The following is an 18,293-nucleotide window of genomic DNA, read 5'->3' on the forward strand; positions in this document are numbered from 1 at the left end:
TGACCGAGAACGTGATGAGGTTCGCCGACCTCGGACTGGGCGATGTGGAGCTGGTCGGGGGCAAGAACGCCTCCCTCGGTGAGATGGTCCAGCACCTGTCCAAGGCCGGGGTGACGGTGCCCGACGGCTTCGCGACGACGGCGGAGGCGTACCGCCGTTTCCTCGCCGAGGACGGCCTCGCCGACCGCATCAACGCCATGCTGTCCGACCTCGACGTCGACGACACCCGCAAGCTCGCAGAGGTGGGCGCCGGCATCCGTGAGCAGGTCGAGAAGCAGGCGTTCCCGGCCGACCTCGAGAGCGACATCCGCACGGCATACGACCAGCTCGTCGGCGACAGCGGCGACGACGTCAGTTTCGCCGTGCGCTCGAGCGCGACCGCGGAGGACCTGCCGGACGCGTCGTTCGCCGGGCAGCAGGAGACCTTCCTCAACGTGCGCGGCATCGACAACATCCTGCACGCGATCAAGCTCGTCTTCGCCTCGCTCTACAACGACCGCGCGATCGCCTACCGCGTGCACAGCGACTTCGACCACTCCGTCGTGGCCCTGTCGGCCGGCATCCAGCGGATGGTCCGCTCGGACGTCGGCGCATCCGGCGTCATGTTCACCATGGACACCGAGTCCGGCTTCCGCGACGCCGTCTTCATCACGAGCAGCTACGGGCTCGGCGAGGCGGTCGTGCAGGGTGCCGTCAACCCCGATGAGTTCTACGTCTACAAGCCGGCGCTGCGGGAGGGCCGCCCGGCCATTCTCAAGCGCGGCGTGGGCGGCAAGGCGACGAAGATGGTCTACACCGAAGACGCCAGCGTGGGGCGCACCATCGAGTTCGTACCGGTGCCCGAGGAGCAGCGGCCACTGCTGTCGATCACCGACGAGGACGTCACCGAGCTGGCCCGGCACGCGCTGCGGATCGAGGAGCACTACGGCCGCCCGATGGACATCGAGTGGGGCAAGGACGGCGTTGATGGCGGCCTCTACATCCTGCAGGCCCGCCCGGAGACGGTGCAGTCGCGCCAGACGGGCTCGACGCTGCGACGGTTCCGCATGGACGAGCGCGGGCCCGTGATCGTGGAGGGCCGTGCGATCGGGCAGAAGATCGGCGCGGGCGCGGTGCGCGTGCTCGAGTCCATCGACGCGATGCACGACTTCCAGGCGGGCGAGGTCCTCGTCGCCGACATGACCGACCCGGACTGGGAGCCGATCATGAAGCGGGCGAGCGCCATCGTCACCAACCGAGGGGGACGCACCTGCCACGCGGCGATCATCGCCCGCGAGCTCGGGATCCCGGCCGTGGTCGGAAGTGGCTCTGCCACAAGGACTCTCGCCGACGGACAGGACGTGACGGTCTCGTGCGCCGAAGGCGACACCGGTTTCGTCTACGAGGGGCTGCGTGAGTTCACGGTCACCGAGACCGAGCTCGACAACATGCCCGAGCTGCCGGTCAAGCTGATGATGAACGTCGGCACGCCGGAGCAGGCGTTCGAGTTCTCCCGGCTGCCCAACAAGGGCGTCGGTCTCGCGCGGCTCGAGTTCATCATCAACCGACAGATCGGGATCCATCCCAAGGCGCTGCTCGAGCTCGACGACCAGGAGCCCGCCCTCAAGGCCGAGATCGAGGCGCACATCGCCGCGTATGCCGGCCCGCGGGAGTTCTTCGTGCAGCGCGTCGCCGAGGGCGTCGCGACGATCGCAGCCGCCTTCGCACCCGAGCCGGTCATCGTGCGGATGTCGGACTTCAAGTCGAACGAGTACGCAGGCCTGCTCGGTGGCGAGCGCTATGAGCCTCACGAGGAGAACCCGATGATCGGCTACCGCGGCGCCGCGCGGTATCTCTCGGCCGACTTCGCCGAGTGCTTCGCGATGGAGTGCGAAGCGTTGAAGTTCGTCCGGGACGAGATGGGCCTGACCAACGTCAAGATCATGATCCCGTTCGTGCGCACCGTCGCCGAGGGTGAGGGCGTCATCGACCTGCTCGCCTCGCACGGCCTGGTCCGCGGCGACAACGACCTGCAGGTCGTCATGATGTGCGAGATCCCGAGCAACGCCGTCAACGCCGACGAGTTCCTCGACCACTTCGACGGCTTCTCCATCGGCTCGAACGACATGACCCAGCTGACGCTCGGCCTCGACCGTGACAGCGCGCTCGTCGCCGGCTCGTTCGACGAGCGAGACCCGGCGGTCAAGAAGATGCTCGCCATGGCCATCAAGGCCTGCCGCGACCGGGGCAAGTACGTCGGTATCTGCGGGCAGGGTCCGTCGGACCACCCCGACCTCGCGGAGTGGCTGCTCGACCAGGGTATCGAGTCGATGTCGCTCAACCCCGACACCGTCGTCGAGACCTGGCTGCAGCTGGCCAGACATGGCGGTGCTCCCGACGGCTCGTGAGGTGCGGGGGTGGTCGCACCACTCACCGGGGAACTTCGAGAAGAAGTGGTCGATGCCGACATGCCGCACGGTGTTTCGCGCCGATGTGCTGACGGAGAGGCAGGGGAGCCCACAGACTTCACCCATGGATCTCACGACCGCGCCCGATCGCCGGTGAACCTCCTCTGGGGACTGCTCATCGTCGTCGCCGTCACGGCGTCGACGGTGACCGCCATGCTGTTGGTGCGTCGTACGGCCCCGGTGGGCGGCTACTTCAGTGACGGCGACCGCGCTGCAGGGGTCTTCGGCGTCCTCGCGACCGGATTCTCGGTGCTGCTCGGCTTCATCATCTTCCTGGCGTTCCAGTCGTACGACAACTCGCGGGCAGGAGCGGCGACCGAGGCCACGATCGTCGCCCAGATGACCCAGACCGCCCAGTTCCTCCCCGCCGACGTCTCGGGCCGGCTCACGGGCGAGCTCGTCTGCTACGCGCGGTCCGTCGCGGGAGCCGAGTGGGATGCGGTGGACGCGGGCACGATCGGGGACACGGTCAACCCGTGGGGTGCCCGCATGTTCCTCACCATCAAGTCCGTGCAGCCGAGGACGGCGACCGAGCAGTCGGCATACGACCGGTGGATGGACGAGACGACCCAGCGGCAGGCGGCGCGCGACGCCCGCCTGCACTCCGCCGATGGGATCATTCCTGTGCCCCTGTGGATCGCGCTAGGCCTGCTCAGCCTCGCCATCTTCGGCTTCATGCTGTTCTTCGCCGACAGCGGGGAACGGGCGCTCACGCAGGGGGTGATGATGGCCAGCGTGACGGTGGTCATCGCCGTGCTCATGCTGCTCGTGGTGTTCTTCAACCACCCGTACGGCACGGGCGTCGGGACGCTGCGACCGACGGAGATGCAGCGCACGCTTCGCCTGATGGACACCCAGCTCCAGGTCGTCGGCATCACGGCCGACCCGCCGTGCGACGAGCGCGGGGTCGCTAGGTGACCGTGTCGCGATCGGCCGGAGAGGTCACCAGGATCACGACACTCACCATGAGCACCCAGGCCGGGAAGATGAGCTGCACCCACTTGTGTTCCCCGGCCGCCACCATCAGCCCCAGCGCGACGACGTAGCCGCTGTAGACCACCCAGCGGGGGAGCGCCCCGGTCCGCATGCCGACGGTGCTCACCGAGAGCGTGAAGACCGCGGCCATCCGCAGCGCGTAGACCGAGATGAGTCCCTGGGTGGTCACGCGGCCGTAGTCGAACAGCTCGGCGCTCGGGTTCTGCGCGGCGACGAGCGACATCACCGTGCCCGTGGTCACCGAACCGACGAAAAGCATTGCGAGGAAAAGCAGTCCGCTGCCGAGGAAGACGGTCGAGAAGAGGCGGTCCTCGACATCGCCCAGCTGGTCGCGCACCACGCCGATGAACCAGAGGAACGCGATGCCCGCGAACGGGACGAGGTTGAGGCCCAGCCCGATGAGCGCGCGTTTCGAGGAGTCGGACTGGAGCGACGTGATGCTGGTGTCCGAGAGAGCCAGCCGCACCATCGTCAGCGCACCGAGCAGCAGAATCCCGAACACGATCCCGGCCACGGCGGCGGACCGCCGCCCCCGCCAGAACCGTGCCGTCAGCCTGCGAGGAGCAGCCGCCCGACTCATGCTCGGAGCCTAGTTCACCGCGGCACGGGTCAGCAGCCATTGCGGGCATCCGGCACAGGGCGCGGTTCCGGGCCGGGTGTCACGTTTCGGGAAGTTTCGCCCGAGACGGTCAGGCGGCGCGTATCGTGGCAGCACCGAGAGTTCCTCGCACCCTGTCATCCAAGGCACTGTCGTTCCCGGCGCATTCCGATCCCGGGGTCGATCACAAGCGTTCTGCCTCGCGAAGGCAGCGTGTCCCATGTTCCCCAGCTGGCCCTACCCGCCGTCCGTTCTGCAGGCGGATGTGCGCACCCAGCTGTGGCTCGATACCGCCGAATCGGACGGTGGCGCGGCACGAGTGCGTCTCTGCGGCGAGCTCGACATCGCGACCGTTGCCGATCTGACGCGATGGGTCGTGCTGCTGCGTCTGGACTCACGAGAACACCTGGTCATCGACCTCTCCGCGGTGACCTTCTGCGACGCCGCGGGACTGAGAGCCCTCACCGCATTGCACCGGACGTTCCGCGGCGAGGGTCGGCGACTCACTCTGCACCACGTGCCGGCAGGGGTCCGACGCGTCATGGCCATCACCGGCGACGACCGGGACCTCGACATCGTCTGACCGACGAGAGCACCGAACGAGCCGCAGCTGGTTCTGCGGGCGAGGTGCGTCAGTCAGCTCCTCCGACCTGGACCCCGCCGTCCTCGATCTCCCTGCGCAGGCGTCGGTTCTCGTCCTGCAGGTCGAGCAGCATCCCGATGCCGGTGAGGTTGACACCGGTGGCCATGAGATCGGCGATACGGCGCAGACGCAACAGGTCGTTGGCGCTGTAGCGCCGAGTGCCGCCGTCCGTGCGGTCCGGTGTGAGCATTCCTCGTGCCTCGTACAGCCGCAGGCTCTGCGCCTCCATCCCGACGAGCTCCGCGGCCACGGAGATGCCGTAGACCCCGCGGTCGGCGTCCGGAGTGGTTCCGCTCGGCACGAGCACTCACCTCCTCTGCGAACCCGGTCGTGGCCTCTTGCATCGATCATGTCATCGGTGCTAAAAGAAATCTATAGCGCATGCCATAGATCGCACCCAAGCGCTCATGGCCACCCTGGAGCATCACCGAGATCGATGGAGGTGAAGACGATGCTGATGCGCACCGACCCCTTCCGTGACCCCTTCCGTGACCTGGACAGGATGGCCCAGCTGGCCCTCGGAACGGCCGGAACCCTCGCCCGCCCGTCGGCCATGCCGATGGATGCCTGGCGTGACGGAGACACCTTCCGTGTCGAGCTCGACCTACCGGGTGTCGACCCGTCCTCGATCGACCTCGACGTCGAACGGAACGTCGTCACCGTCAGGGCCGAGCGCCCGACCCGGGCGAGCGACGCCGACCTCATCGCCGCCGAGCGGCCGAGGGGGGTGTTCAGCCGGCAGCTCGTCCTGGGTGACAGCCTCGACACCGACCGCATCCAGGCCAGCTACGACTCCGGCGTGCTCTCCCTGTCGATCCCGGTGGCGGAGCGGGCCAAGCCCCGAAAGATCGAGATCGCGCACCAGGACGAGCGGCAAGCCATCACGAGCTGAGAGCGGTGCCGCCGTGATCACGCCGCTCGCCCGTGACGGCCACCTCCGCGGTGCGGATGTCGACGAGGAGTTCATGGCGCTCGTGTGCGCCGACGAGGAGCTGCTCGCCGCGGAGTTCGAAGCCATCATCGCGGCAGGCTGGTCGCCACCGACCGCCGTCCCGCGAGGAGGTGGCACGTGGGGCCCCGCCGAAGCTCTTCCTCACGACTTCGTATGCCGTGGGTGTCGTCCCAGCCTGAGGCCGTCGAGGTTGCCGGGCCGGCAGCGCTCGCCCCCGGTCGGCGCTCGAACGGCGCAAACGACGTGAAGGAGGTGGGTGTCGAAGGGAGCAGGGTCTGTCGAGTCCCCGGGTGCATTCACCCGGGGACTCGTCATGCACGGCTCAGGCTGAGTGGCTGCAGTTCGAGCACGTGCAGTCGTCACAGCTGCACGAGTCGCACGTGCAGCCGTCCGGGCAGTTCGCGCAGTCGCAGGGGCTCTGGGGCTCCGTCTCGATGGGGACGGCTGGGATCTGGCCGCTCATCAGGAGACCACCGCGTCGATCGCCTTCTTCATGGCGCTCGGCTGCTCGGGGCGGCGTGGAGCTCGCTTCCTGGCGTCGAGCAGCTCCTCGCCGAGCTCCTGGAGCTGCTTGCGACCGAGCCCCTCGCGCACCTTGGGGAACCAGTCCTGCTCCTCCTCCTCCATGTGGTGCTCGACGTTCTCCATGAGCACGGTGGTCTTGGCGTCGAAGCGCTCGTCCGTGGCGTCCATGGCGGCGAGCTCCACACACAGCACGTCCGCGACGTGGTGCTCCTCGTATGACTCGAGCACGTCGTCCTCGAGGTCGGGCAGGAGCTCGCGCACCCGCGGGTACATGACCTCGTTCTCGATGTAGGTGTGCACGATGAGCAGCTCCAGGATCGTGTCGACGATCCCCTGCTTCTGCACCGCGGTCTGTCCGGACTTTCGGAAGGCACGGAACTGCTTGCGGACCTCCTGGTGGTCCTCCTTGAGCAGGACGATGGCGTCTGTGGACATGTGAGCTCCTTCGAGTGGGTGCGGCGAACGGGAAGGCGACCGGCGCCGCGCGCCCGCCGCTTCGTGGTTCCTCGTACCCATTGCCGGCGGTCCTCAACGAGCTGCGGCTTGGGGCGGCCCCCGGTGGGTACCCCTTAGCCAGAGGCCGGCGCGACGCCGGCACGGCAGATCAGCAAAGGAGGCCGCGTGTCGCTCGAACGGACCAACCGGTCAGGAGGGGCGGCGGGGATGCAGGTCGAGGAGCTCGTGCTCGTGCGCCACGGTGAGAGCGTCGGCAACGTGGCGGACGCGGATGCGCGCCGGCGGGGCGCCGGGCGGCTCGACCTGGACACCCGCGACCCGGACACGCCCCTGTCGGAGCGCGGGGAGCACCAGGCGAGGGTGCTCGCCCGGCACGTCGCGCGCAGCGAGGCGCGGCCGCCGGACGTCGTCCTCACCTCTCCCTACGCTCGGGCCGCCACCACCGCGCACATCGTCGCCTCGACGGCCCAGCTGGACCCGGTGCTCGACGAACGGCTCCGCGAGCGCGACCTCGGCATTCTTGACGGACTGACCGGTGTCGGCATCCGGGAGACCCTCCCGGAGGAGGCGCAGCGCCGAGCGCGGCTGGGCAAGTTCTACTACCGCCCTCCCGGCGGTGAGAGCTGGACGGACGTCGCGCTGCGCGTGCGTCATGTCGTCCGCGACCTCGGCCAGCTCTACGCGGACCAGCGCGTCTGGGTGTTCACCCACCAGGCCGTGATCATGAGCTTCCGGCTCGTGCTCGAGGGGCTGGACGAGCGCGCCCTGCTCGACCTCGACCGGAACGAGCCGCTCGGCAACTGCTCCCTGACGCGGTACCGCCGAGAGGGTGGCGGATCGCTCGAGCTGGTGACCTTCGCGGACAGCCGGCACCTCGAGACGTCCGAGGTCGAGGAGACGCACGAGCCCCCGACGAGCACAGCTGACGACGAGCGAAGGACGACCTGACATGACACCCGAGAAACCAGTCATCATCGACCATGAGCTGCTGCGGACCAGGCCCCTGCCCTCGACGGACGGCGACAAGTCCGAGCGCGGGACGGTACTGGTCGTCGGGGGAGCCCGCCAGACTCCCGGGGCCGTCCTGCTCGCCGCAGAGACCGCCCTGCGCCTCGGGGCCGGCAAGGTGCAGGTCGCGACGGCACGCGACACGGCGGCGGCGGTCGCCGCGGCCCTTCCCGAGGCCTTCGTCGAGGGGCTCCCGATCCTCGACAACGGCGAGCTGGCCGTGGATGGGGCCGACCGGGTGGTCGAGCTCGCGGCATCGGCGGACGTGGTGCTCCTCGGCCCCGGGCTCGGGGATCCCGAATGCGCCGATCTCCTTCTGTCGCAGATCATCCCGCGTGTGGACGTCCCTCTCGTCATCGATGCCCTAGGGACCGCCTACCTCACTGGTCATCTCGACGGGGTCCGCCACCTGAACGGTCGGGTGGTGCTCACCCCGAACACGACGGAGCTCGCCGCGATGCTCGAGCGGCCTGAGGAGGACGTCGAGCAGGACCTGCTCGGCGCGGCCCGTGAGCTCGCCGACCAGACCGGCGCCGTCGTGCTCAGCGGCACCGGCGTCTCCTACGTGGTGGCTCCCGGCGGCGAGGCGTGGTGCTCCGAAGCCGGACCCACGGCCTTGGCCACGGCCGGCTCGGGGGATGTCAAGGCCGGCGCCGTCGCGGGGCTGGTGGGTCGTGGTGCGTCGCCCGAGCAGGCAGCGATGTGGGGACTGTGGCTGCACGGGAAGGCCGGCGAGCGACTCGCGCGAGAGCAGCCGGGCTTCCTCGCCCGCCATGTCGTCGAGGCCATCCCGCACGAGCTGGCCCGGGCCGAGGACGGGGGTGCGCGCGCAGCGTCGTCGTGAGGCTCCGGACGACCGCTGCCTTGGCGACGGGCCGCGTCCCGCTATGGACGCCGGCCCAGCCTGCCCAGCTGCGATGCGGCCGATCATCGAGCCACCGAGGACGACCGAACCGCTGCCCTGGCGGCGCAGGTGGGGGAGCACGTGTCGCAGCACGTTGGCCGAGCCGAACAGGTTCGTCTCGACGACTGCGTCGAAGAGCGGCGCGGCCCGCTCCTCGAGGCGGCCGTAGGCCACGACCGCTGCACCGTTGACGACCCCGTCGTGCCAGCTCCGTGGCCACGGCGAGGCCCACGCCGCTGGAGGCGCCCGTCACGAGGATGACAGGCGCGCCGGGTGTGGGAGGGACAGGCGTCGGGTCCACGATGACGACGTGCCGCCTCGGTCCGCATCGCCAACGCGGGATTGACCGCGCGATCCAGCGGGTACGGCACGGTCACTGGACGAGAGGACATCGTGACGCCGACGGATGCCGTGGTGATCGGCAGCGGACCCAACGGGCTCGTGGCCGCCAACCTGCTCGTGGACGCCGGCTGGTCGGTGGTGGTGCTCGAGGAGCAGGAGACCCCCGGGGGCGCCGTGCGGAGCGACAGCTCGGTGGCGCCCGGCTTCGTCCACGACACCTTCAGCTCCTTCTACCCGTTGGCTGCGGGGTCGCCGACCATCCGGGGCCTGGAGCTGGAGAAGCACGGGCTGGAGTGGGTCCAGGCGCCCTCCGTGGTCGGCCATTCCTTCCCCGACGGGCGTTGGGGCGTGCTGCACCGGGACCGAGGCGCGACCGCCGCGGGGCTCGACGAGCAGGCCCCCGGTGATGGCGACAGCTGGCTCGCCCTGTGCGAGACGTGGGACCGGGTGGGCGACGATCTCGTCCGGTGCCTGCTCAGTCCCTTCCCTCCCGTCCGTGGCGGTGCCGGCCTGGGATGGCAGGTCATGAGGCCCGGCGGGTGGGAGCTCTTGCGGGAGCTGCTGATGCCCGCGCGCAGCCTCACCGAGCGGCTGTTCGTCGGCGAGGCGGCCCGGATGCTCGTGGCCGGCAACGCGGCACATGCCGACATCGCCCTCGAGGCTCCGGGATCCGCAGCCATGGGTCTTCTCCTCGTGCTCCTCGGTCAGACCGTCGGCTTCCCGGTGCCGCGCGGCGGGGCCGGCGAGTTCTCGGCCGCGATGGTCCGGCGGCTCCAGGCCCGTGGGGGCGAGCTCTGCCTGGGAGAGCGGGCCGAGGGCGTACGCGTCGAGGACGGTCGTGCGGTCGCCGTGCGCACCGCGTCCCGGGAGATCGCCGTGCGGCGCGCCGTCGTGGCCGACGTGTCGGCGCCCGCCCTCTACGGCGGCCTCGTGTCGTGGGACCAGCTGCCCACCCGGCTGCGCCATCGGATGGACCGTTTCGAGTGGGACCCCTCGACCGTCAAGGTGGACTGGGCGCTCGACGGTCCCGTCCCGTGGGAGGGCGCGCCGGAGCAGGCGCCGGGCACGGTGCACATCGCGGACTCACTCGACGGCATGACCCTGTCCGGCAGCCAGGTGGCCGCGGGGCTGGTCCCCGAGAAGCCGTTCTTGCTCGTCGGCCAGATGGGCGTCGCCGACCCCTCTCGGGTGCCGACGGGCCACGAGGCACTGTGGGCCTACACCCATGTGCCCCAGCAGGTTCGGGGCGACGCAGGAGCTGGGCGCAACGGATTGCGGGAGGTGCGTGGCACCTGGGACGACTCGGATCTCGAGGCGATGGTCGAGCGCATCGAAGAGCGCATCGAGAGCCGCGCCCCGGGATTCCGCGACCTCATCACCGCTCGCCGCGTGCTCGGGCCGCGCGAGCTCGAGGCGCGCGACAGCAACCTCGTCGGCGGCGCGATCAACGGCGGGACCGCCGGACTGCACCAGCAGCTGGTGTTCCGCCCGGTCGCCGGGTCTGGGCGACCCGAGACCCCGGTCAAGGCCCTCTACCTCGCGTCGGCGTCCGCCCACCCGGGCGGTGGCGTGCACGGCGCGTGTGGTGCCAATGCTGCCCGGGCAGCGCTGTGGCACAACAAGATCCAACTCCCTTGGAGGCGCAGATGAGCACGACGACCCGCACGATCCACGCCACGCCCGAAGCCGTCTTCGACGTGCTCGCCGACGGATGGAGCTACGGCCAGTGGGTGGTCGGGGCCTCCCGCGTCCGCGACGTCACCGACGGCTGGCCGGCTGTGGGCACCCACATCCACCACTCGGTCGGCGCGTGGCCGGTGCTCATCGACGACACGACGACGGTCCGCGCCTGCGAGCGCCCGATCCTGCTCGAGCTGACGGTGCGCGCCTGGCCTTCGGGGGAGGGCATGGTGCGGCTCACGTGCCGCGCCGACGGTGCCGACACCGAGGTCACGATGGAGGAGGACGCCACCAAGGGGCCGGCCGCCCTCGTGCCCAAGGCGCTGCGGGACGTCGTCCTCGACCGCCGCAACCGGGAGTCGCTGCGGCGCCTGGCCATCCTCGCCGAGCGCGCCGGGACGGCGGTCCACCGCGCCCCCCGCTGAACCGGTCCTCTGCGCGCCTCCTGATCGCTCACCGTGTCGGTCCTCGACCTGCTCACCCGGCCAACGAGGCACCCGTCTCCAGTTCGCTGAGGAAGTGGGCGAACCCACCCGGTGCGCGCCCACGCGTACGCCCCGAGGTCCGGACGTTCAGGGCCGACGAGGCAAGGCAGGTGTCTCCGGACAGGCGCGCCTGCTCGACGAGGCCGACGTCCTCGTGCACCGGGACGGCCCGGAACCCGCCGCTCCTCACGTAGGTCGACAGCCGTAGGCCGAGGTTGGCGCCGTGCACGTGGGGGTGCCCGTCACGGAGCTGGTGGAGGGCCTGCCAGCGCGCCAGCACGGCCGGGTCCAGGTCGGCCCTGTCCGGCTCGACCGTCCCGGTGACGAGGTCGACTCCGGCGTCGGCGAGGATCGCCTGCCGCACGAGCCAGTCCCTCGGGACGGCGCAGTCGGCATCGGTGTTGGCCAGCCAGTGCCGTCCGCGCTCGGAACCGGGCACCCCCGCCGTTGCCGCCGCGACTCCGTGCGCGCGTGCGGCGCCCACGCAGCGGTAGCCCACCTCGGCCACGCGGAGCTCGGGATGCCGTCGGGCGACGTCGCGAGACCCGTCCGTGCAGGCGTCGAGGACGACCGTCACGTGGGTCGTGATCGTCGGGCGCGCGCGACGCAGCTCGTCGACCGCGTCGTGCAGGGTTCGGAGCGTGCGGGGGAGCAGGGCCTCCTCGTTGTTGGCCGGCACGACGACGTGCACGTGGGTCAGGCTCTCCACCGCGGCGCACGACACCGCGGCGCTCACGAGGACCCCGCCTCGTGGACCGTGGTGCGAGAGAACACGTCCAGTCGGAAGTCGGCTTCGAGGTGTGTGGCGATGACGGGCAGGTCTGAGTGCTCGCACCAGATCTCGTGCACCCGCCGCCCGTCGAGCGGCCACCCCCGCACGGGATGCCGCCAGTGGCAGAGCACGACCGCGCCGTCGTCCGTCAGGGATGCGTCGACGCGGGCGACCAGGCGTCGCAACCGGTCCGGGCTCAGGAAGTAGCCGACCTCGGAGACGACGACCAGGTCGAAATGGCCGCCGGGCCATTCCTCGGGGACGCTGGCCTGAAGCACGGAGACGTCGCCCACCGCACCGGTGTCACTTGCGCCGGCGCCGAGCGACGCGCGGGCCGCCGAGGTCGCGGCGGCGCTCTCGTCGACGACGACCAGCTCGTCGCAACGCCGGGAGAGCTCGGCTGCCAGGGCCCCGACAGAGCCGCCGACCTCGAGGGCGCGCGCATATCGCCCGTGGGGGAGCGCTGCCAGGGTGACCAGCCGCTTGCGCTGCTCGTACCAGCTCGTGCGCACCCGCCACGGGTCGGCAGAGGTGTCGTGCAGCCGCTCCAGGCTGTCGTCGGCTGCCGGGTCGAGCCGGAGGAAGACCTCGAACGGACGACGGAAGTGCTCCAGCATCCCGTCGTGCAGGACCGCATCGTCCCCCGTCGCGTCGGTCAGCGGCGCCACCTGGGTGCGATGGAGTGCGACGGCGGCGCGCTTGGCATCCCGGATGTCGTCGGGCAAGGGCAGGGCCCGGAACGCCGCCCAGGGCGCGTGCTCGGGCTCGCACCAGTGCCACAGCCAGACGGGGTACTCCCACAGCGTCGCGTCCGTGCGCCGCGCGGCCACGCTCGCGGCGAGACCTGCGGCGTCGTGGTCGGCGTGGCCGTCGTCGCGCCAGGGGGCCGCCACCAGGGTGCGGGCCCCGTCCTCGCCGATGATGTCGACGAGCGCTGTCACGACGGCGTCGACGTGGTCGGCGACCGACCCGTCGGGCAGGCCTACTCGCTCGAGCCTCCCGGTCGGCGCGAGCAGCCCCAGCGCCTGCCTCGACTCCTCGACCCGGTGCCGGGCGAGCTCCTGCTCGCCCATCGTGGGGGAGTCGGGGTGCGACCTCTCTCCGTCCGTCAGCAGGACGACGACCACCTCGAGGCCGGCCCGGCCCGCAACGGCCATCAGGCCGCCGGCAGCGAGGGTCTCGTCGTCGGGGTGGGCCGCCACGAGGACCAGCCGGCTGGCACCGGTCGTGGCCGACGCCGGCACAGGGATGACCTGAGCCCACTCGGGACGCTCACGCCACCGGGCCTCCGGCGTGCCGGTCTCCGCGTGGGTGAACGACCGGCTGCCTGCCGTCACCACGGCAGTCGGGGGCCGGCGTCGAGCAGGTGGCGACCGAGCGCGGCCTCATCGCGCTCGGCGTGCTCCTGCCGGAGATAGAGCTGGAGGTCGGCCACCCGGCCCGCGTGGTCGTCCTCGAGTGCGAGGGGAGCCGGCCCCGTCGCATGACCGACGTGCTCGAGGACCGCCTCGGCGGCGCGGGCCACGACGTCACGGGCGCGCAGCGCGAGAGTGGCACCGTCCGCACCGGTCGCGCGTCCCTCGTCCACCTGAGCTGCCGCCTCGGCGAGCGTCGCCCGGGCGGCCCAGAGTGAGGCGTCGACCACACCCAGGTGCATCAGGGCAATCTGGTCCGGCTCACGCCCACCCCGCATGAGCCGACGCGCGACCCCGACCGCGCCGCCGTACCAGATCGCCGCGACGCCCATTGCGCCCCAGGCGAACCCGGGTCGTTCGAGATACCAGCCCGCCGGCCCGACGGGAACCGCCTCGGCCCCCTCGAACGTGACCGGTCCGCTCTCCACGGCGCTCAGGCCCCGCGCGAACCAGGTGGCGGGATGGACGGTCACGCCGTTCGCCTCACCCAGCGGGACGGCATACAACCGCCGCGTCGTCTCACTCTCCCAAGCGGTAACGAGGGCGTGCGAGAGCGAGCCCGCGAGCGAGCACCACGGCTTGGTGCCGTGCAGGCGGACGACGCCGTCTCCGTCAGGGTCGGTCGCGGCCAGCCGAACGCCGGGTCCCTCCGCAGCGAAGACTCCCCACGTGGCACTGTCCGTCGTGTCGGGTGTCTCGTGGCCCGCCGATCGCGCCTCGGCCAGGATCGCCAGGGCATCGAGGTGCGGCTCGACGGCGCGGGCTGCGGTCAGGCTCACGGCGGCGACGGTCGCCAACGACTCCCAGAGCGTCAGTGTGGATCCGGCACCTGGCAGCGGGAAGGCCGCCGCGTGTCGCCGCAGGAGCGCAAGCGCCGAGGCCGGATCGGTGCTGGGTTCGACCTCGGCGGTCAGGGCGCCGGTGCTTGGGGCTGCCTCGCGATCACCGGCCAGCGTCACGGGGCCCCTCATGACCCGGGCTTCCCTGGGGCGGTGGACAGGCCGGCAGGAGGAGAGGTCACACGGGGCACATACCCGCGCTGGCCTCAGCTTCCTCCGGACGGCGAAGTGGACGTGGATCGAGCGTGCCGAGTCGCTGGCCGCTGCGACTCCCCCTCGGTGGGTGATCGCGGTCCCCCACCTCCACCCCGATTATCACTTCGTGTTACGTGTCCTATAACGTGCTGACTGTCAACGAGGAGCGCGCGGCGCGCGGCACCCGTTCGCCCCAAGCCAGCACCGACGCCCGGCGGGCCGGACCCGGCGCGCCCTGACCTGCCCGACCAGAAGGACGACACCATGCACCTGCTCAAGCGCTCCCTCACGGCCTCCGCCGTCGCCCTCGTCCCCCTCCTGCTCGCCGCGTGCGGCGGTGGGTCGTCCGTGGCCCAGAGCGCAGCCGACAACCCCTACGGCCTCCAGCAGCGCGGGACCCTCAGGGCCGGCACGCTCACCGACGCACCGCCGAACGTCTTCCTCAAGGACGGCAAGTTCACCGGCTTCGACAACGACCTGCTGACCGCCGTCGCCGGCAAGCTCGGCCTCAAGGTCGAGTTCGTCGGGACCGAGTTCAGCTCGCTCCTCGCCCAGGTGAAGACCGGCAAGTTCGACGTCGGCTCGTCGTCGATCAGCATCACCGAGGCGCGCAAGAAGACCGTCGACTTCACGAACAAGTACGACTTCGGCTTCCTCGGCCTCGACGTGCCGAAGGGCTCGGGCATCAGCTCCTTCGCCCAGCTCCCCGGCAAGCGCGTCGTCGTGGTCCAGGGCACGGTGCAGGACGACTACGCCACGCGCGAGAACCTCAACCCGGTCCGCGTCCCGGACTACAACGCCGCGTTGAACCAGCTGCGCACGGGCACCGCCAACGCCTGGATCACGCCTGCCGAGATCGGTGAGAAGACAGCGGGCGACTCCGGGGGCAAGGTCCTCGCCGTGGCCAAGCAGCTCGACCCCGGCGGCATCGCGTATGCCGTGGCGCCCGGCAACGACAGGCTGCGGGCCGCGCTCGACAAGGGGATCGACGAGGTCGTCGCCGACGGGACCTGGGCCAAGCTGCAGAAGCAGTACTACCCGACCCGCGAGATCCCCGCCGACTTCAAGCCGGGCAGCGGCTCCACCGCGTCGCAGTGACCCGACCGTCGTAGACCAGACCACCAACGAGAGGAGGGCCGGATGGACATCCTGACCACGTTGCGGGAGACCTTCTTCGACCTCGACGCCATGCGCGCGGCGCTGCCGGAGCTGCTCCGCGTCGGGCTCCCCAACACGCTCGTCCTGGCCCTCACCTCGGCGGTGATCGGCACGGTGCTCGGCATGGTGCTGGCCGTGTGCGGGCTCTCGCACCGGCGCTGGTTGCGTTGGCCCGCAAGGGCGTTCACCGACATCTTCCGCGGTCTGCCGGCCGCCGTCACGATCCTGCTCATCGGCGTCGGCCTGTCCCCGGTCGGCCTGCACATCTGGGGGCCCAACCCCTACCCGCTCGGCATCCTCGCCCTGTCCCTCATCGCGAGCGCCTACATCGGCGAGATCTTCCGGTCGGGCATCCAGAGCGTCGACACCGGGCAGCTCGAGGCCGCGCGGGCCCTGGGCTTCAGTCGTCCCTCCGGCATGCGCCTGGTCGTCATCCCGCAGGGCGTGCGCCGCGTCCTGCCGGCGCTGGTCAACCAGTTCATCGCGCTCATCAAGGAGTCCTCGCTCGTCTACTTCCTGGGGCTGCTCGCCAGCCAGCGCGACCTGTTCCGGATCGGCCAGGATGCCGCTGCCAACACGGGGAACCAGTCCGCGCTCGTCCTCGCGGGGCTCTTCTACCTGCTCGTCACCGTGCCGTTGACGCACGTCGTCAACGCGATCGACCGTCGCCTGCGCGACGGACGGCGTGCCGACGGCGCTACCCGACCCGATGACCCAGACGGAGTCGACCTCGACGATCCCGTCCTCGCCGTGAGCCAGGAGGCCCGATGACCGCCGAGACCACTGCTGACCGTCTGGCCACCGCTGGCGTGGCCCCGGGCCACGGGGTTGCCGTCGCGACACGCGACCTGCACCTCGCCTTCGGCTCCAACCGCGTCCTCCGGGGCGTCGACCTCGACGTCGCCGCCGCGACGACGGCATGCGTGATCGGCCCCTCGGGCTCGGGCAAGTCCACGCTGCTGCGCGTCGTCAACCGACTCCTGGAGCCGGACCGTGGGGACGTGCTGCTCGATGGCCGCAGCGTGCTGCTCGACAACCCCGACGTCCTGCGGCAAAGGGTCGGGATGGTCTTCCAGCACTTCAACCTCTTCCCGCACAAGACAGTTCGCGCCAACGTCACGCTCGGCCTGACCAAGCTCAAGGGCTTGCCCAAGGACGACGCAGCGGAGCTCGCACTCCATCATCTCGACCGCGTCGGGCTGGCCCACAAGGCCGACGTGCGCCCCAGCAGCCTCTCCGGCGGCCAGCAGCAGCGCGTCGCGATCGCGCGCGCCCTGGCGATGGAGCCGGAGGTCATGCTGTTCGACGAGGCCACCTCCGCCCTCGACCCCGAGCTCGTCAAGGGCGTGCTGGCCACCATGGCCGACCTTGCCGCCGAGGGGATGACGATGCTGGTCGTGACCCACGAGATGGGCTTCGCCCGGTCCGTCGCGCAGCAGGTGCTCTTCATGGACCACGGCCGGGTCGTCGAGTCGGGGGAACCGGACCAGGTCTTCGGGGCCCCCGGGACGCCGCGGCTCCAACGCTTCCTCTCGCAGGTGCTCTAGCAAGCGCCACCACCTGGCGTATGCCGTGTTGCCGGGCATCCGTGGTCCTCGACCTCGGGTGCCCGGCCCGTCGTGCTCAGGCGGGTCGGGCGGTCCGGTCCGGCGCCCTGATGCCGAGCTGGGAGAAGACGAGCGCCGAGGCGGCGACGATGGCGAGGAGCACGAGGCCGACGCCGTACTGGGGGAGCAGCGTGTCGTAGGTGGCCCCGAGGACGAGCGGCGGGAAGTAGCCGCCGAGGCCGCCCGCAGCGCCGACGAGGCCGGTGACGCTGCCCACCCGCTCGGCTGGTGCCGCCGTGGCGACCCACGCGAAGACGCCACCGGTGCCGAGGCCCAGGAAGAAGGCGATGGCGACGAACGACAGGCCCGCGGACAGCTCGAGCGGCGGTCGGAACGCGAGCACGAGGGCCAGCGCGGTCGTCCCGGCGAGCGAGATCGCGAGCACGGCACGGGGACCGATGCGGTCGCTGAGGATGCCTCCGATCGGGCGCGCCACCACGGCGGCGATGGCGAAACCTGCCGTGCGCGTGCCTGCGGCCGTCAGGTCGAAGGAGTAGACGTCCTTGAGGAAGGTCGGGAGGTAGGTGGAGAAGGCGACGAAGCCACCGAAGGCGACGGCATACAAGAACGACATCTGCCACGTGATGGGCAGGCGCAGGGCCGCCGCGAGCTTGGGCACGACCGGGTCGGTGTTCGGGCGCCACAGCGGCGAGTTGCGCATCCACGTCCAGCAGATCGCCGCGGTCGCCGCGAGCGCGACGGCGAGGATGACGTGCGTCGCCGTGTAGCCGAACCACTGCACGAATCGTGGGGTGAAGAAGGCCGAGAGCGCCGTCCCACCCATCCCGGCTCCGAAGACGCCGGTCGCGAAACCCCGGCGGTCGGCGCGGAACCACGCGTTGACGAAGGGGATCCCGACGGCGAACGTCGTGCCGGCGATCCCGAGGAAGAAGCCGAAGAGGAGCATCAGGGGGAAGGAGCGGGCGTTGCCGGCGACGGCGACGAGCAGGACGAACGGGATGCTGGCCAGGGTCAGGATGGGAAACATGATTCGCCCGCCGAACCGGTCCGTCAGCGCGCCGACGGGGATGCGTCCGACCGACCCGACGAGCACCGGCGTCGCGACGAGGAGGGCCTTCTGGCTGCTGCTGAGGCCCATCTGCGCGGTGTAGCGAACCCCGAGTGGCCCGATGATGTTCCAGGCCCAGAAGGTGATGGTGAAGGCGAAGAGGGCGAGGGCGAGGTTGCGGTTCTGACCGGAGAGTTCGGGTTCGGCGCCCGCACGTGGGCTGGCCGCGGTCTGGCTCATGGTGGCTCCTGTGTGGGTGGGA

At 70.8% G+C, this 18,293-nt stretch carries 18 protein-coding genes and 1 pseudogene; 11 read left to right on the top strand and 8 right to left on the bottom strand.

The annotated features are described in order from the left end of the window. The first annotated feature begins 14 nt into the window (after positions 1 to 14). The gene (gene ppsA, locus AC1DIW_RS09760) at positions 15 to 2,387 is read left to right on the top strand and encodes a phosphoenolpyruvate synthase (RefSeq protein ID WP_478108216.1); all 2,373 of its coding nucleotides are present in this window, start codon (positions 15 to 17) and stop codon (positions 2,385 to 2,387) included. Positions 2,388 to 2,540: 153 nt separating this feature from the next. Further along, entirely contained in the window at positions 2,541 to 3,365 is an 825-nt protein-coding gene (locus AC1DIW_RS09765) for a bestrophin-like domain (protein ID WP_478107807.1), read from the top strand. Here AC1DIW_RS09765 and AC1DIW_RS09770 read toward each other — a convergent pair. After that, a complete protein-coding gene (locus AC1DIW_RS09770) occupies positions 3,358 to 4,023 on the bottom strand; it encodes a hypothetical protein (protein WP_478107809.1) in 666 nt (221 codons plus the stop codon). The genes AC1DIW_RS09765 and AC1DIW_RS09770 overlap by 8 nt on opposite strands. A 238-nt stretch (positions 4,024 to 4,261) precedes the next feature. Between AC1DIW_RS09770 and AC1DIW_RS09775 the strand changes: the two genes are divergently transcribed. Further along, positions 4,262 to 4,624, top strand: coding sequence for an STAS domain-containing protein (locus AC1DIW_RS09775; protein WP_478107811.1), 363 nt, complete (start codon positions 4,262 to 4,264; stop codon positions 4,622 to 4,624). Between the two features lie 49 nt (positions 4,625 to 4,673). Here the strand turns inward: AC1DIW_RS09775 and AC1DIW_RS09780 are convergent, their stop codons facing one another. Continuing rightward, positions 4,674 to 4,985 (bottom strand): MerR family transcriptional regulator, encoded by a 312-nt coding sequence (locus tag AC1DIW_RS09780; protein WP_478107813.1) that lies wholly within the window; start codon positions 4,983 to 4,985, stop codon positions 4,674 to 4,676. A gap of 150 nt (positions 4,986 to 5,135) precedes the next feature. Between AC1DIW_RS09780 and AC1DIW_RS09785 the strand changes: the two genes are divergently transcribed. After that, positions 5,136 to 5,576 (top strand): Hsp20/alpha crystallin family protein, encoded by a 441-nt coding sequence (locus AC1DIW_RS09785; RefSeq protein WP_442278375.1) that lies wholly within the window; start codon positions 5,136 to 5,138, stop codon positions 5,574 to 5,576. A 522-nt stretch (positions 5,577 to 6,098) separates the two neighbouring features. Here AC1DIW_RS09785 and AC1DIW_RS09790 read toward each other — a convergent pair. Next, entirely contained in the window at positions 6,099 to 6,596 is a 498-nt protein-coding gene (locus AC1DIW_RS09790) for a hemerythrin domain-containing protein (RefSeq protein ID WP_478107815.1), read from the bottom strand. 186 nt (positions 6,597 to 6,782) lie between these two features. On the opposite strand from AC1DIW_RS09790, the gene AC1DIW_RS09795 reads away from it, so the two are divergent. Further along, the gene (locus AC1DIW_RS09795; protein WP_478107817.1) at positions 6,783 to 7,565 is read left to right on the top strand and encodes a histidine phosphatase family protein; all 783 of its coding nucleotides are present in this window, start codon (positions 6,783 to 6,785) and stop codon (positions 7,563 to 7,565) included. Between the two features lies 1 nt (position 7,566). Beyond that, a complete protein-coding gene (locus AC1DIW_RS09800; RefSeq protein WP_478107819.1) occupies positions 7,567 to 8,469 on the top strand; it encodes an NAD(P)H-hydrate dehydratase in 903 nt (300 codons plus the stop codon). Between the two features lie 129 nt (positions 8,470 to 8,598). Here AC1DIW_RS09800 and AC1DIW_RS09805 read toward each other — a convergent pair. Further along, a pseudogene (locus AC1DIW_RS09805) lies at positions 8,599 to 8,703 on the bottom strand (hypothetical protein); the annotation flags it as partial. Positions 8,704 to 8,922: 219 nt separating this feature from the next. On the opposite strand from AC1DIW_RS09805, the gene AC1DIW_RS09810 reads away from it, so the two are divergent. Together AC1DIW_RS09810 and AC1DIW_RS09815 are read left to right on the top strand one after the other, a co-directional pair. After that, on the top strand, positions 8,923 to 10,521 hold the full coding sequence (locus AC1DIW_RS09810; protein ID WP_478107820.1) for a phytoene desaturase family protein: 1,599 nt from the start codon (positions 8,923 to 8,925) through the stop codon (positions 10,519 to 10,521). After that, positions 10,518 to 10,976 (top strand): SRPBCC family protein, encoded by a 459-nt coding sequence (locus AC1DIW_RS09815; protein ID WP_442278369.1) that lies wholly within the window; start codon positions 10,518 to 10,520, stop codon positions 10,974 to 10,976. The genes AC1DIW_RS09810 and AC1DIW_RS09815 overlap by 4 nt, the downstream gene beginning before the upstream one ends. 52 nt (positions 10,977 to 11,028) lie before the next feature. On the opposite strand, the gene AC1DIW_RS09820 is transcribed toward AC1DIW_RS09815, so the two are convergent. The 3 genes from AC1DIW_RS09820 to AC1DIW_RS09830 are packed head-to-tail and all read right to left on the bottom strand — an operon-like array spanning position 11,029 to position 14,182. Then, entirely contained in the window at positions 11,029 to 11,772 is a 744-nt protein-coding gene (locus tag AC1DIW_RS09820) for a glycosyltransferase family 2 protein (RefSeq protein WP_478107823.1), read from the bottom strand. Continuing rightward, positions 11,769 to 13,145, bottom strand: a complete 1,377-nt coding sequence (locus AC1DIW_RS09825) for a PIG-L family deacetylase (protein ID WP_478107825.1) — start codon at positions 13,143 to 13,145, stop codon at positions 11,769 to 11,771. Before AC1DIW_RS09825 ends, AC1DIW_RS09820 begins: the two co-directional genes overlap by 4 nt. Next, complete coding sequence (locus tag AC1DIW_RS09830) at positions 13,142 to 14,182, bottom strand: acyl-CoA dehydrogenase (RefSeq protein WP_478107826.1); 1,041 nt, start codon at positions 14,180 to 14,182, stop codon at positions 13,142 to 13,144. Before AC1DIW_RS09830 ends, AC1DIW_RS09825 begins: the two co-directional genes overlap by 4 nt. A 339-nt stretch (positions 14,183 to 14,521) precedes the next feature. Between AC1DIW_RS09830 and AC1DIW_RS09835 the strand changes: the two genes are divergently transcribed. Genes AC1DIW_RS09835 through AC1DIW_RS09845 form a run of 3 tightly spaced genes read left to right on the top strand, consistent with a single transcriptional unit; the run spans position 14,522 to position 16,962 of the window. Beyond that, on the top strand, positions 14,522 to 15,355 hold the full coding sequence (locus AC1DIW_RS09835; protein WP_478107828.1) for an ABC transporter substrate-binding protein: 834 nt from the start codon (positions 14,522 to 14,524) through the stop codon (positions 15,353 to 15,355). Between the two features lie 42 nt (positions 15,356 to 15,397). After that, entirely contained in the window at positions 15,398 to 16,186 is a 789-nt protein-coding gene (locus AC1DIW_RS09840) for an amino acid ABC transporter permease (protein ID WP_478107830.1), read from the top strand. Then, positions 16,183 to 16,962, top strand: coding sequence for an amino acid ABC transporter ATP-binding protein (locus tag AC1DIW_RS09845; protein WP_478107832.1), 780 nt, complete (start codon positions 16,183 to 16,185; stop codon positions 16,960 to 16,962). The genes AC1DIW_RS09840 and AC1DIW_RS09845 overlap by 4 nt, the downstream gene beginning before the upstream one ends. Positions 16,963 to 17,038: 76 nt before the next feature. On the opposite strand, the gene AC1DIW_RS09850 is transcribed toward AC1DIW_RS09845, so the two are convergent. Then, positions 17,039 to 18,271: an MFS transporter gene (locus AC1DIW_RS09850; protein ID WP_442278362.1), complete on the bottom strand. Its 1,233-nt coding sequence runs from the start codon at positions 18,269 to 18,271 to the stop codon at positions 17,039 to 17,041. Positions 18,272 to 18,293: the final 22 nt, after the last annotated feature.

This window comes from Terrabacter sp. 01T434, from assembly GCF_056398545.1.